At 44.8% G+C, this 14,713-nt stretch carries 9 protein-coding genes; all 9 read right to left on the bottom strand.

Annotated elements, in window-relative coordinates:
- Positions 1-12: 12 nt before the first annotated feature.
- A complete protein-coding gene (locus tag FO440_RS10005) occupies positions 13-561 on the bottom strand; it encodes a GNAT family N-acetyltransferase (RefSeq protein ID WP_144248048.1) in 549 nt (182 codons plus the stop codon).
- A 20-nt stretch (positions 562-581) separates the two neighbouring features.
- Entirely contained in the window at positions 582-3,398 is a 2,817-nt protein-coding gene (ligD, locus tag FO440_RS10000; protein WP_144248047.1) for a DNA ligase D, read from the bottom strand.
- A gap of 3 nt (positions 3,399-3,401) precedes the next feature.
- A complete protein-coding gene (locus FO440_RS09995) occupies positions 3,402-3,623 on the bottom strand; it encodes a hypothetical protein (RefSeq protein WP_144248046.1) in 222 nt (73 codons plus the stop codon).
- A 233-nt stretch (positions 3,624-3,856) separates the two neighbouring features.
- On the bottom strand, positions 3,857-4,225 hold the full coding sequence (locus tag FO440_RS09990) for a PhnA domain-containing protein (protein ID WP_144248045.1): 369 nt from the start codon (positions 4,223-4,225) through the stop codon (positions 3,857-3,859).
- Between the two features lie 545 nt (positions 4,226-4,770).
- The gene (locus tag FO440_RS09985) at positions 4,771-5,823 is read right to left on the bottom strand and encodes a PLP-dependent cysteine synthase family protein (protein ID WP_144248044.1); all 1,053 of its coding nucleotides are present in this window, start codon (positions 5,821-5,823) and stop codon (positions 4,771-4,773) included.
- A 34-nt stretch (positions 5,824-5,857) separates the two neighbouring features.
- Positions 5,858-8,653, bottom strand: a complete 2,796-nt coding sequence (locus FO440_RS09980; RefSeq protein WP_144248043.1) for a M16 family metallopeptidase — start codon at positions 8,651-8,653, stop codon at positions 5,858-5,860.
- 23 nt (positions 8,654-8,676) lie between these two features.
- Positions 8,677-11,346 carry a MutS-related protein gene (locus tag FO440_RS24825; protein WP_246104201.1) on the bottom strand — a complete coding sequence of 890 codons (2,670 nt, stop codon included), beginning with the start codon at positions 11,344-11,346 and terminating at the stop codon, positions 8,677-8,679.
- 4 nt (positions 11,347-11,350) lie between these two features.
- A complete protein-coding gene (locus tag FO440_RS09970; protein ID WP_144248042.1) occupies positions 11,351-13,735 on the bottom strand; it encodes a Gldg family protein in 2,385 nt (794 codons plus the stop codon).
- Positions 13,732-14,673 (bottom strand): ABC transporter ATP-binding protein, encoded by a 942-nt coding sequence (locus FO440_RS09965; RefSeq protein WP_144248041.1) that lies wholly within the window; start codon positions 14,671-14,673, stop codon positions 13,732-13,734. Before FO440_RS09965 ends, FO440_RS09970 begins: the two co-directional genes overlap by 4 nt.
- Positions 14,674-14,713: the final 40 nt, after the last annotated feature.

Genomic DNA, 14,713 nt, shown 5'->3' with positions numbered 1-14,713 from the left:
AGAAGTAAAGTTTCAGGCCACGGAAACCAGCTGGTAAAAGTCCTGCAGGCCATCGAAAGGACAGCGGTAGCTGAAGCCGCACTTTTGCAGCACCTTGCTTGCGGCGGCATTCCGGCGGTTGACGACGGCAGCGATTTGCGTGATATGCTGATGGTTTAGCGCCTTGATGATCTCGGGAAGCAGGCTGCTCATGACCGCCTTTCCCCGGCATTCGGCCTTGAGGTAAAATTCGATGAAGTGCGGGTAGGCGGCTAACCGGTAATGTTCCCTGGCTACCGCCGGCGGGATGATATCCACGATGCCCACCAGCTTGCCGGAACTTTTATCGCTGATAAAATGTACGGTATTGCGGCCGGCATGGGCATTGAGCACGGCGGCCTTTAGCCAGCGCTCGGCTTCGCTGCGATGCTTTAACCGCTTTTCCGGGATGAACCGCAACGTCTCCTCATGGCTGAGCAGCGCAAAGATCTCGCCGATCAGCTCCTGGTAACGCGAAAACTCTGCAGGCCGGAAAGGGTGCAGCAGTAAGCGGCCGGTTTCCAGGTAAAGGGGTTGAAGCATTAGCCGCAAATTTAAAAGAATTAAAACACGCTTTGCGCTTTTTTCAAAGTCGCTGCCAGGTCAACGCCTTCGCCCAATACCCCTTTGAATAGATCGCCGGTTTCTTTTAAGCGCGAAATGGAATTATGGATCGTAAAATCGCGCATCGTCAGCCCGGGTTTAACCTCGTCCCAGCTTAGCGGCATGGATACCGTAGCGCCGGGCTTTGGCCTGAGCGAATACACGCCCGCAATGGTCGCATCCGGCCGGTTCTGCAGAAAATCCAAATACATTTTGCCCGCGCGGTTTTTGACCATGCGTTCCAGGCTGGTATAGTCCGGTATCTGCTCGTGCACATGGGTTACAATGATCTTCGCGAATAGTTGACTTTGCTCATAGGTGTATTTCGCGCCCAGCGGAATGTAAAGATGCATACCGGTAGAACCCGAGGTCTTGGGATAGACCGGTACGCCCATCGCATCACATACCTGCTTGACCACCAGCGCCGCTTCGATCACCTGGTCGAAATGCTGATTGTCCGGGTCCAGGTCGATCACGCAGAAATCCGGGTGGTCGGGGGAACCGACCCGTGAGAACCAGGGGTTGATCTCAATACAGCCCAGCGAGGCCATCCAGAGCAGGCTGGCTTTATTGGTCGCCACCAGGTATTCCTTTTGCTCGCCTTTATCATTGGTATGCGGCATTTTCTGCATGCAGTCCGGCGCCTTATCCTTCACATTTTTCTGGTAAAAACTGGGGCCGTGGATGCCATTCGGGAACCGGTTGAGGGACATGGGCCTATCTTTAAGATACGGAACCATATATGCTGCGACCGCGTCGTAATAGTTGAACATATCCCGCTTGGTGATATGATCTTCCGGCCAGTATTCTTTAGAGAGGTGATTAAAGATGAGCGGGCAACCGTCGACTTTGACGGTCTGGCTGTCTTTCGCGGGATCCAGAAAGCCGGGTATTTCTTTTTTCATCGTGGTTGATTTTGTGGGTTCATCTGCTTCGGCGACGACTTCAGCCGTATCGGCTTCGGTCTCCAAAATAACTGCTTTGGGGTTCTTATCGTTGCGCATCCCCTTAAACGACGCCTGGCGCACCTTGCCGTCGCCGGTGATCTCCGCAAATTCGATCTCGCAGACCAGTTCGGGTTTCAGCCAGGTGGCTTTGGCGCCCAGGCGACGCGGCCGGAACTGGCTTGGCTCTTCCACATCGGGTTCTACATCAAAGGGGCTGTCCTTTGTGATCAGCGGCTTGAATTGCGCCATCATCTCCTTTTGCATCCGGTCATTAAATCCGCTGCCGACCTTACCGATATAGTGGAGTGTTTCGTTTTGATCATAAACGCCGATCGCCAGGGCGCTGAAATATTTGCCCGTGCCCTCATTTTTCGTAAAACCCGCGATCACGACTTCCTGCCGCCGCTTGGCTTTGATCTTCAGCCATTCCCGCGAACGTGCGTCAGCGGTGTACAGGCTATCGGCTTTTTTGGCGATAACACCTTCCAGGTTCATCTTTTTGGCCGTTTCGAAAAACTCGGTGCCATTGACCTCGAAGAACTCGCTGGCTTTGATCAGTTCGCTTGCAGGGATGACCGCTTTTAAAATCTCCTTACGCTCATTCAGCGGCAGCCCGGTCAGGTCTTTACCGTCGTACCATAAGATGTCGAACACATAATAAACCAGTTTCGCACTTTTTGTGTTGCGCCAGTTCTGGAGCGCGCCGAAGTTGGCGTTGCCTTTGTCATTGAGTGCGACGATCTCGCCATCCAGTACCGCATTGATGTTCCACTTTCCCAGTTGATGGTTTACTGGCGTGAACTGGTCGAATGGCAGGTTGTTCCGGGAGATGAGTTCCGCCTGGCCTGGCTCGACTTTGGCGATGGCCCGGTAGCCATCCCATTTGACTTCGTAGATCCAGCCGGCATCATCGAATGCCTCGTCGACCAGGGTCGCTTTCATGGGTTTAATACTGGCCGGCATTTTCTTTTTAGGCGCTGCTTTCAGCAGTACTGTTACATCCTTTTTTGCGGGATTTACCGCTGTGGGATTGCGCTTTGGTTTAGCCTTGCCGCCTTCGTCCGCCAGCTCGATCCAGGCCGGCGCATGGTCGCTGGTTTTCTCCCAGCCGCGCACATGCTTATCCACACCGGCATCGACCAGTCTTTCGGCTATCTTTGGGTTCAGCAGAAAGTGATCAAGGCGCAGACCGGCGTTTCTTCCGAAAGCATCGCGCAAATAATCCCAGAACGTATAAACGCGTTCGTTTGGATACAAGGTACGGATCGCATCCGTCCAGCCCTGGGCTACTAAATTTTGATACGCCTGTTTGGTTTCGGGCCTGAACAAGGCGTTGTTTACATATTTTTCCGGCTTGTAGGTATCCAGGTCGGCCGGCATTACGTTATAGTCACCGACCAGCATCACCGGCAGGTCGCGGTTGACCAGACCTTGCGCATGTTCAGCCATCCGCTCGAACCAGCGCAACTTGTAATCAAATTTCGGCCCCGGCCAGGGGTTGCCGTTGGGCAGGTACAGACAGCCGATCACGATATTGTGCGTGAAGGCTTCGATATAACGGCTGTGCGTAAATTCCTCATCCTTGCCCGGCAGGTCGTTGCGCAGTTCACGGATATCCGCCGTGGACAGGATCGCCACCCCGTTCCAGCTGCGCTGGCCCAGCCAGATCGCCTGGTAACCTAAGGCCTCAATGGCTGCTTTCGGGAAAGCCGAGGTCTCCGCCTTCAATTCCTGCAGGCAAACGATATCCGGCCTGGCTTCCTTCAGCCAGCGCAGCAACACCGGGAGCCGGTTGTTAATGCCATTGATATTATAGGTCGCGATCTTCATAGGCTAATCCAAAATGACCTGCCACTGGTTTTGCTCGTTCAGCATATAACCCAGCCCGTCGCTCATTTCATGCACCTCTTTTTGATGCTTTGGATGGGTACGCGTTTGCAATTCGCGGACCGGCCCGCCATACTCTCGCGCCAGGTGTTGCAGCAGGGAGGCCATGTTCGGCGCTATATCCCTGAGTTGTTCACTTTCCCCTTCTTTGATAAATGCACTGCTCATAATTAATACGGTTATAACACAGAAAACCCCTTTTCTGGGAGATTTCGGCCGGCGGAATTACCAAAGCACTAACAAACAGGAGTTCAAGTAGTTTGTGTCCTGTTTTTACGCTTATGAATTCCATCTTATGCGTTAGCTTAAGCCGAAACAAAAGCTCAGCTCGGCTGTATTTAATTACAGATCAAATCATTTAAATCATGGGAATCAAAACAGGGCCAAAAAAAACCGCCAAATCAACCGGTAAGTCCGATAAACGCCAGCGCGACAACAAAGAAACGCCGAACAATAACCCGGCACTCAAACCGCACGACCACAAAATAGGGGATTAACGCGGAAAGGCTTCCGGAAACTGGCTGACCGGAAAACGGCTGGCCAGTTTCCGTGATCGCCCCAACACTGTCGATCCGGCAATCGATGTAATGATCGCCCGCACCCGAACGGATATTTTTTACTGCAGTAACGGCCTTGATACTTTGCCAAGTGCCCTTCACCGGCAAATTTTTGATCGTGATCACCGTATCATCGTCATCCCGGGTAATCCGCAAACCATTTGTTATAGGTATAAAAGATCTGACAGACCGGGTAAGGGGGTAGTTGATCATAAAGCGTATTATCGTTTTCGCGGCGCAAAGGTAATCATTAGAGCTTATCCAGGACGGCTCGTTCTTCTACGCTTACGTTCGCTTTAGCATCGCGATCAGCTTTTGCACCGATTCGTCCGTAGGCGCGGCAAAATCTTCGATCCCTGCCATTGTTTCCTCCGTTAAAGCAGCCGCGCGGCTGACCAGGCGTTCCTCACAGGCTGCAATAGCTGCCCGCAGATCCGGGTAGACAGGGTCAGATTTAGCATAAAAACAGATGCTGTATCAATCATAGTGCGTAACTCTTGGTTTAACCAATTGGCTACCTGCTAATCATCTTATTTGATGACTGTCCGGACAACGAGTTCCCGCGTTCCTCAAACGGTTGATTGAATCGCTTTAAACATGTTGACTAAAATTAAAAAAAAGTTTGCCGCTCCCTCGGCAAACTTTTTTACTTGGTTAACGAATTCTATAACTGATCTAATTTGTTAACATAAAGAACTGGGAGAATATCCTTTGATTCTATGACCTGATTCTTTTTTGGAAAGATGGAAAAGCAGTGCTTAGTAATTAAAAAAATTATCGTAGACTTTATAGCCTTCCAAGGTGACTTTTGAACCAAAGTAATTTGCTTTTATGGGTTCTTCCTGGAATAAGGCAGTACTGAGGTATTTTTGATTACTATCCGGAAAAACTGTAACGACATTGCTATCACATCCCAATTTACTTTGTATTTTAATGGCACCTAATAAATTCGCGCCCGATGATATTCCCACACCCAAACCCAATTCTCTACACAGCCGTTGTGCCATTATAATAGCATCTCCATCACAAACCTGAACTACTTCATCAAGCTTGGAGAGGTCAACTATTGATGGTATAAATTCGTCACCAATACCCTGGATGCGATGTGAGCCAACTTTAAAGCCTGTGCTAAGCGTTGGGCTTTCAGCTGGTTCCAAAGGATGAATTTTGATATCTGGGTAAATACTTTTCAAATAGCCGCCGACGCCCATTATTGTTCCGCCTGTACCGACTCCTGCCACAAATGCATGAGGCTTTATTTTTAGATGGAGCAAATGCAAATCTATCTCACGCCCGGTGGTCTTTTCATGTGCCTCAATATTATATTTGTTTTGGAACTGCCGCGGCAGAAATACCTTATCATCATACGACATCGCTTCCGCTATCTTAATACTGCCTAGAAAGCCACCTTCCTCTTTGCTTACCAATTGAACGTCCGCGCCATATGCGCGTAAAAGGCTCATGCGCTCTTTGCTCATCCAATCCGGTATTATAATTTTAACGGGATGACCTAACTTGGTACCAATCGCGGCAAATGCAATTCCAGTATTACCTGAGGTGGCTTCTACTATTTGATCGCCTGGCATAATTTGTCCCATCTCATAGGCCTTTTCAAGTATATAAAGTGCCATCCGATCTTTTATACTGCCAGTAAGACTGCCATATTCGCATTTAGCAAGGATGCGTTGTAATGGGCCCCTTTCATACCGATACCGTATCTCAATTAACTTAGTGTTCCCTATGAACTGCCAAAGGTTGAGTAAATCAGCTTTATTTTGATCCAAAGTCATCTTTTCTTCTATATCGTTCATTTCGTTTTCCGATCACTTTTTATGATGTGCCACATCATTTGGTTGCTTCTATTTTTTCAGGGATCAAAATCAATTTGATATAATTTTTGCCGGTAAGGTATTTTTTAGCTGCGTTTTGGACATCTTTAGTTGTGATGGCACTTAGTTTTTCCGTGTAGGTATCAACCTCGTTAAGCGCTTCTTCATTTTGTAATTGACGCGCTAAATAAGTAAGCCAAAAACCATTTGTTTTCAACGTTGTCTCTAGCGATCGTTGCGTTTCCGCTTTGAATTTTTCTATGTTTACCGGCAATGGACCTGATGTTTTTACCTTGGTGATTTCGTCAATGGTTGAAGCAATCAACTTTTCCACGTTTTCAGGCGCACATCCGAAATTTACGGTCATATTGAATCGCGGTTGCGGTTTTTTTGAGGTTCCCATGGTAACACTGGGAGCATAGACGCCCCCTTCGTCCTCCCTCAGTCGTTCGATCAGGCGAATTTGTAACGCTTCTTTCAACGCGTCCATTATTAACGCATTGGTAAAATTATAGTCAAATGCTCCCGAGAAAACTAAACTTACACTTGCTTTAGGTTCGGTGCCTTTATAAACTCTTTTTTCTATTTGACCCGGAGGGATATCAATATTCAAGTCCCTTGGCTTTAAAATAGTAGTTGTAACGGGAAGGCTGGCCACATACTTTGCCAACAACGGAAAAATCGTTAAGGTGTCGATGTTACCGACAAAAACGAAGGTAAAGCCTTGGTTCCCTGCAAAAAGCTCTTTATAAATTTTATAAGCCCTATCAAGTTTTACTTGTTCCAATTTTTTTAATGTGGGTCCTGTTCGGCGAACATTATGATCACCCAATACGGAACTGATAGTGTCTTGAAAAACAGTGTTCGGATCGTTTTGCCGATTCGCAAGTGCAGCTTTGGCATTAGCGATCATACCTTTGAATAGCAGTGAATCTTGACGCGGCTCGGTAATGTAGGCATACATTAGCTGCAGCGCAGCTTCAAGATCTTTGTTTACACTACTGCCGCTGATATTTTGTGAACGCTCGGAGATTGATAATTGGATTGCTAGTTGCTTGTCTGATAAGTATTTACTTAATTCCAATGGACTGTGGTTTCCGGCACCGTAGGAGGGAATGATGTTTGCAGCTGTAGCAGACTGAAAATCGGCATCGCTGTAAATAGATGTGCCCCCAGGTGCGAACCCAGTAAAAACTATTTGATTATTTTTAAAGCTGGTTGGCTTTAAGAGTACTTTGATGCCATTGCTAAGCAGTAGCGTTGTAATGCCTGATTTATGATCGGTACGCTGATCCATTATTCGACCCGGAATAGGTTCTTTTCGGAGTAGGGTTTCTTTGCTGGTCACATCTTTGAAAGCGGCAATATTTTCTGATTCGACGGCTTTTATCCAATTATTAATCACAGCTTCGTTTGGCAGCGTTGCCTTTGCCGTTTCTGAAGCCGTTAATACGATGTCCCTGTTCGTATCGTCGTTAACCTTCATCGCCAATTTGTTGACGTCATCTAGTGTAATAGTCGGCAGGATTTTTTTAACCAGATCTTCTTCATAGACGATACCAGCCGATGCCGTCCCATGGAGGAAATACTGTAAATATTCTTGCACATAGCTATCTGACCTTATTTTGTTTCGTTCTGATAGAGCCGATTCAAAACGATTCAAAAAGTTGTGTTTAACGCGCTCTAATTCAGTGGGAATGAAACCCAAACGCCTCACCCGTTCGTTCTCACGCCATACCGCTTTAAAACCTCGTTCTAGTTCTCCTGGCTTTGCTGTAACGAAAACGCCGAAAGATTCAAGCCCGCCAACAAATCCGCTTATTCCGGCACCACCCTGCAAAAAAGGCGGGTCCGCTTGCTGTTTCAATTCACTGTATCGCTCACCAAGCATTTGATTAAACAACTGCCTGACCATGCTTTGGCGAAACTCCGGGATGGTGTGTAACGGAACTTCGGGAAATTTGTTGATCACCTGAGCCGATATCGTAGTGACTTCAGGGTCAGTGACAGCGATAAATTGATTCTTGCCGGTTAGGTCTACTTTGTAGATCGTTCTGGGCAATTCCTTCGGCGGATTAACTAAGTCGCTGAATTTTGTTTTTATCGTTTTTTCCATTTCATGCACATCTACGTCACCTACGACAATAATAGCTTGCAAGTCTGGACGGTACCAATCCCGATAAAAACGCCTGATCGCTTCCGGCTTAAAGTTGTTTAACACTTCGTCCGTGCCAATAGGATTACGACTTGCATAGCTGGAACCATTTGTAATAACGGGGAAATATTTGGCTCGCACCCTCTCCGCGGCACCCTTTCCTAATCGTTTTTCTTCCAGCACGACCCCACGCTCATTGTTTATTTCTTGGGGGTCAAGCGTGGCGCCGTGTGCCCAATCGTGCATAATTTCGATACCATTCTTTAATATTTCAGGATCGTTTGAAGGCAATGGCAGCTGGTAAACAGTTTCGTCGTAGGATGTGTAAGCATTAATGTCTGCGCCGAAGCGAACACCCGCCTTTTGCAGATAATTCACTAACTCGTTTTTGGGAAAGTGTTTGGTACCGTTAAAACTCATATGCTCCATAAAATGGGCTAACCCCCGTTGGTCATCAGCTTCCAGAATCGATCCGACTTTGTTAGCCAGATAGAATACCACGCGGTTCTTGGGTTCCTCGTTATGACGAATGTAGTAAGTAAATCCATTGGCAAGCTTACCCGTCCGCACGGCCGGATCCAGTGGAATTTGTTGTGCTTTGGCAGAATTGCCAAAGTATGCTATCAAAATAATAGCGGCTACTAATCTGAATTTCATAATTAATTTTTTGTGTAAAGTATTTATTTCAAGACGTCCAATACGCCTTCGTTCTGGATAATAATCATCCCCTGCTTATCTGCTGTAATACCTTCTTCGATCCGGTAAGTGTATTGGGGGGCAAGGCCATTCATCACGGTTGGCAAATAGGCGAATCTAACATTGGTAGTAAGTGCTTTTAATGCTTCACCCACCTCAACGATATGGGTAGAGATTATGAAAAAGCAGTTTCGATAGGCAGCAAACCCTTGAGTGATGGCCAATGTACCGTCGTAGGCATCTTTCACGTTAGTGCCTTTAAATAGTTCATCAAATAAAATAACCAGGTTCTTGCCTTTAGCAACTTCTTTAGCGACGGTCTTAACCCTCAATACTTCGGCATAAAAGTGACTATAGCCCATACTCAAATCATCAGCTACATTTATGGATGAACGCAAACCGTCCATTACTGAAAATTCCAGGTCTTTCGCTGCGACCGGAAAACCCATATGGGCCAGGTAAATTGCTATTCCGAAAGCTTTCATCAGCGTAGATTTCCCAGCCATGTTTGCGCCTGTTAGAAACAGCAGGTTTTCTCTCGAATTAAAGTTAACCGGGTTCGGTATACCCTTTATTAAAGATGGGTGCCATAAGGCCTTGCTGCGGATATAAGGCATTTCAGACGTTGAGGCGTTGGCAAATAAGAAGTTTCTTTGTTTGGCTGTCGCGCTGACAGCAATATAGACGTCCAAATGATAAAGGCTGGACATGACAATTTCCATCTCCTTGCGCAAGGTGTTTTTTAACAGGAAATCATAACGCGTTACTTTTAAAAAGGGTAATTCCTGCACATTACGTTCAGCTGAAAGCCATTGAAGACGTGGATCTTTAAAAAGTGTTGATAAAAAATTCAGTTCTTCCTGATAAGGGCTATTGTTGCTGTATTTTGCTGCGAGCTTGACAATGAAGTCACGGAAATGATTTAACATTTCTATGGTCGCTAGTAATCCATTAAAAAGCAGGGGATATCGTTCGTCGTTAACAAGATTGCTTTGAATTTTTTGAGCCGCCAGCCCCGATATAGAAGCAAGGTAGTTTGGGTACGTTCCGGTATCAAGATAATTTTCCGCTCTAGTAAAGATTTCGTTAGTTATCGGGAACTCTATATTCAGGCCAGTAAAAAATTTGAACAAATCGCTGCGTTTATTTATTTGTTCTGCGTTCGTCAAAGGATGATGAAACATTTCTCGCAGCAAACGTTCACCACCATCGGTCCGAACCTGATTAAAAAGACTGTAAACGGAATTTGGTTTATATTTATCAAGTAGATTTAAGTCTGCAAGCGTTTGCTTATCCACGGTAAAGCCATACTTGTTATTTATAGAAATTTCACGATCTAAACCTTTTTTCAGTATTTTTTCGATACCCTCATTGTTGATAATTACCATGCCATGGCGATCCCCGGTGATACCTTGTGCTAACTTGTAAGTATATACCGGCCTGTTTGCATTCATTACAGTAGGCAGATAAAGAAAATTGATATTTTTACACCGCTCGTGTAACACATCTCCCGCCTCAATAATGTGTGTGGAAATAACAAAAATACTGGCGTTTTTTTTTGCGAAGGCTTCAGTAAACGCTATGGTGGCCTCGGCCGCATCTTTTACATTGGTGCCCCGAAATAATTCGTCAAATACGATAAAGAGGTTTTTTGTGCGAAGCTCACTGGCAATTTTCTTTGCCCTCATCACTTCTGCATAAAAATGACTGGCACCCATACCTAGGTCGTCCGGCAGGTTAATCGTCGTATACAAACCATCCAAAACAGAAAACTCCATACTGGACGCTGCGACAGGAAAACCCATATGCGCTAAATAAACCGCAATACTTAACGATTTCATGAAGGTGGATTTGCCGGCCATATTAGCGCCTGTTAAAAAAATAACATTTTGTTTTGGTGAGATCGATACGGTATTAGGGACCGCATTGATCACTTGCGGATGATATAAATCAACCAGGTAGGTGATAGATTGAGCGTTAGCTAGCGCAATTGGAAAATTGAAATTCCGGCTGTTAGCGATTTTACCGACCGCCACGTAGACATCAATATTATAGAGATAGCTTAGTAATTTATTTACGGCTCCAGGGTTTCGAAACCGCAGCGAATCATCAAATTTCACCATTTCGTTAGGAGAAAGACGATTTGGACTTTCAAGTAAAGCAATGAACATTGGCAGTTGCAATAAACTACGTATTTCATTTAATTCATAGCTATATTCTTCGCTGGGTTTGACATTAATTTTTGCTATAAATTTCGCCGTCTCTTTCACTAACTCTGACATAGCCGCTATGCCTTTATAGATTTGCGTTTTGACTACATCCGTTGAGAGTGCGTTGGTTAGCCTTTTTGTCATGGTCTGATCTGCCGCAACTAGTTTAGAACGTTCGTCTGTATTTGAAAGGTAAACCTGCAATTCATCAAAAATTGTGTTTCGAAATGGGAATGGAATGCCGGTTGACGAAAAAAACTGTATGATGGCGCTACGGCGATTGATAGCTTCCGCGCTCGAAAGCGGATACTTGAACATTTCTTCTAATACTGCTGCGCCTCCTCTCGTAGCGCAGCAGTTGAATAGGTTATAAATAGAATCGCTGCCATGACGACCAAAGATATTCAGGTCATCCAATGTTTGTTTATCCGTTGAAAAAGCCATTTGGTTACTTTCTTTTGCGTCTTACTAATAAAATAATACTGAATAAGAGCAAAATGCCTGGCAGTACCCATAGGTAAATTATTCGTAGTACATCTACCTGGTCCGTTGTAACCTTAATTTTTTTGTCCATGGAATCCGGGCGGGAGGTATCGATAGGAAATTGCTTGTTGCTCAGCCAACTGAATAAGCCCGTACTAAACAGAAAATTTGATGTCCTCATATTGCGCCTTCCCAATTCTGAATTACTCAGGAAGTCGGCGTCACCGGTTACTACAATATGTTGCTCTTTCCCATGAATTTTGCGCGTAAGCGCAATGGCTGTGGGAACAACGCCGCGTACGTCTCCGTCATTAGCTGAAAATAATAATGTACCCAAAACTGGTGGTTTTGGAGCATTGATTGAACCTGTAACGTTACCGGTGATAACGGATGCACTAGCCTTATTAAACAGTTCAAGATCCAGCTTCGTTTTCTTAGTCCAGGATTTTTTGGCATCAGTAAGTAGTAATGGTTCAACCTTAAACATTCCATTTGTGCTGTAGGTTAATCCTGTTACAGAAGGCATCGATACTTTTATACTATCTGCTACGCTTTTGATTAAAGGCTTATAGAATGTACCCGCAAAATCAGTCAATTTTGCAGTCACCATGTCGGGAGAAAATTGTTCACTTTCCTGTACGATGATTCCTTGATTTATTTGAACGCCTATTTTAGCTAGTAAAGGATTTAAAATGTCTTGTTTACCTGGTTCAGTGGCAATAAGCAGGTTACCACCATCGTCAACGTATTTTTCCAGTTTGATTAAAACGGCGGGTGCGAAAGGGACTTTGGGATCGGCAATAACCAGCGTAGATATATCATGTGAAACTTCTTTTCCCTCCAAGTCCACTGAATCGACATCAAAACCCTGATTGATCAGCGAATTGCGAAACGTACTTAAATTGGTTAACGCCTTGTAATCTTTATCGCCCATTTTATTCACATCTCTTTCTAATTGTCCCGTTAAAAAGCCAATTCTGGGCAGTTTAGCCTGCAACAATCTTTTGATAGCTGCAGCAACTTCTGTTTCAGATGGCCATATGGCCTGGTCATCAAAAACCCTCAAGAAAGTTTTTCGTCCTCGCCATTTCAATTGCATAACATATTGATTCATCTCTGGTCGCAGGTCTATCAGCTTACGCATTTGTTCCGGTGTTTTGAAATCCTTTAGCTTTAACTTTCTGCCTTTAGCCAAGAGTTCGGCTACCTGCTTCATGGTTTTTCCGGGATAACTTGGCAACACATAGTTTTCGTTCAGTGGATTGTCATAATATACAACCATATCCAGATCAATATTATGTTTAAAGCGTTGGTAATATTCCCAGCGAGATTGATTTTCCTTATAGGACTCAGGACCACCCAAAAACCAAAACTTACTCAATAAGTTATTATAAACCGTTACCTCGAGCGGTTCATCTCCCAATTGTTTGATAATATGCTGCGCGTTGGGTGTTAATGTACGAAGGTGGTTCGCCGTAGCGTCATAGTAGCCTATTAAACTAGGTATTGAACTTATACAGCCAATAAAAAGGCCTGTTGCAATAACCGATAGATAACGGCCGGCTCTGATTAAAGCTGGCTTTGACTCCATGCCATCACGAAGTTTATAGATACTCAGGGCCAAAAACATGTAAATAATTACCAGGAAGTAAATCACGTCCTTAGTTGTTACCAAGCCTCCTAGGAGGTTGCGCGTACGGCCATTTATCGACAAGAAATAGGTTAGTTCTCTGATAAAAGCCACGTTTTGCCATAGCGATCCGACAAAACTTAAAATGCCGATCATGACAAAAGTAGAAACGGCCGCAACCACCTGATAGGTCGTCAGACAAGACATAAATAAGCCGATGGCAGAATAAGTGCATAACAACAGATAAAAACCCAGCATGGCTGTCATCAGCATACCCCTATCAGGATGATCGATATGGAACATTCCGGATATGATAAAGATTGCGATCACGCCAACCAATACTAAGCTGTAAGCCATCATCGCAGCGAACTTGCCTAATACAATCTCACGTATGTCAATCGGCGAAGAATATAAGAGCTTTATGGTACCGCTACTTGTTTCCCGACTGATTAAGCTCATCGTTAGCAAAGGGATGTAGAGATATAGATTTTGCATCACCGTATTGAACAGGCCACCCGGAGCCACGAAAATGGTTTCGGTTAAATACCCGAAGTAGGTCGGTACACTACCGCTCATTTCCTGCGAGCGAGCGTTAGCTTCCAGTTGCCCGACGTAGACTACCCCACATTGAATTAAGAAAACAATTATTAAAAACCAGGCGATCGGAGAATAAAATAAGGTTAGCAATTCTGCTTTTGCGATTCTTAAAATTGTTTTCATGAGTTTGTGATTTGTTTTGAACTGTTTGATAATTGGGCAAATATTTCATCGATCGATGTTTTATCCAGAACGATCTCCCGTAACCGCCAATTGTTTTCGACGCTCGCTGCAACCACTCGTTCAGTGATGTCCTGGTCTCCGTTGAAATAGATCCGCGCCTGGCGAGCTGTAAGCGTATCAACTCTGTTAATTCCGTTTATTCTCAAAAGATCTTCTTCGGGAGGTAAATTTTCCATACTAACAAGCAAACTATGCGGTTCTACATAGTTGTTGAAAGCGTCCATCGTATCGGCAAAAACTATCCTGCCGTTTTCAATCATTTTAATGTCCTTACATAGTACCTGAACTTCTGATAGAACATGGGACGAAAAAATAACGGCTCGATCTTTTGCGATGTCCTTGATTAAGGCTCTCACCTCAGTAATTTGATTTGGATCTAATCCATTAGTTGGTTCATCCAAGACCACCAACTTCGGCTTGTGTACAATTGCTTGCGCAATCCCCACGCGCTGACGGTAGCCGCCAGACAGGTTTTTAATCAACCGCTTACTGAAATGTTCTACTCCACAGCGTTCTTTGGCATCCTTGATAGCCTGCTTCATCGAATCTTTAGACATCAATCGCAGACCGGCGCAATAATTTAAATACTCATCTACCGTAAAGTCCATGTATAAGGGTGGATTTTGAGGTAAAAAACCAATGTTGCTTTTTGCTTGCTGAGGGTTAGTTTTTATATTAACGCCATTGATGTAAACATCACCCTCTGTTTGATTAAGTGCACCGCAGATAATATTCATTGTCGTGGATTTGCCGGCACCATTTGATCCCAATAACCCGACAATTCCGGTCTGACCGATCTCCATATTAATATCACGTATAGCCCAATTGCTTGAATATCTGTGTGATAAGTGTTTAATTTTTAGAATTGATTCTTGCATGTTTTTAAAATTTTGACAATAAGAGACTTGACCTGCCAAT

The organism is Mucilaginibacter corticis, from assembly GCF_007558865.1.
Taxonomy (GTDB): Bacteria; Bacteroidota; Bacteroidia; order Sphingobacteriales; family Sphingobacteriaceae; genus Mucilaginibacter; species Mucilaginibacter corticis.
The sequence above is the reverse complement of the archived record's forward strand: the minus strand, read 5'-3'. Positions and strand labels throughout refer to the sequence as shown.

Excerpts from the sequence above, each read along its gene's own strand:
- FO440_RS10005 (WP_144248048.1), bottom strand. The coding sequence starts at position 561 with ATGCTTCAACCCCTTTACCTGGAAACCGGCCGCTTACTGCTGCACCCT.
- ligD (WP_144248047.1), bottom strand. The coding sequence starts at position 3,398 with ATGAAGATCGCGACCTATAATATCAATGGCATTAACAACCGGCTCCCG.
- FO440_RS09995 (WP_144248046.1), bottom strand. The coding sequence starts at position 3,623 with ATGAGCAGTGCATTTATCAAAGAAGGGGAAAGTGAACAACTCAGGGAT.
- FO440_RS09990 (WP_144248045.1), bottom strand. The coding sequence starts at position 4,225 with ATGATCAACTACCCCCTTACCCGGTCTGTCAGATCTTTTATACCTATA.
- FO440_RS09985 (WP_144248044.1), bottom strand. The coding sequence starts at position 5,823 with ATGAACGATATAGAAGAAAAGATGACTTTGGATCAAAATAAAGCTGAT.
- FO440_RS09980 (WP_144248043.1), bottom strand. The coding sequence starts at position 8,653 with ATGAAATTCAGATTAGTAGCCGCTATTATTTTGATAGCATACTTTGGC.
- FO440_RS24825 (WP_246104201.1), bottom strand. The coding sequence starts at position 11,346 with ATGGCTTTTTCAACGGATAAACAAACATTGGATGACCTGAATATCTTT.
- FO440_RS09970 (WP_144248042.1), bottom strand. The coding sequence starts at position 13,735 with ATGAAAACAATTTTAAGAATCGCAAAAGCAGAATTGCTAACCTTATTT.
- FO440_RS09965 (WP_144248041.1), bottom strand. The coding sequence starts at position 14,673 with ATGCAAGAATCAATTCTAAAAATTAAACACTTATCACACAGATATTCA.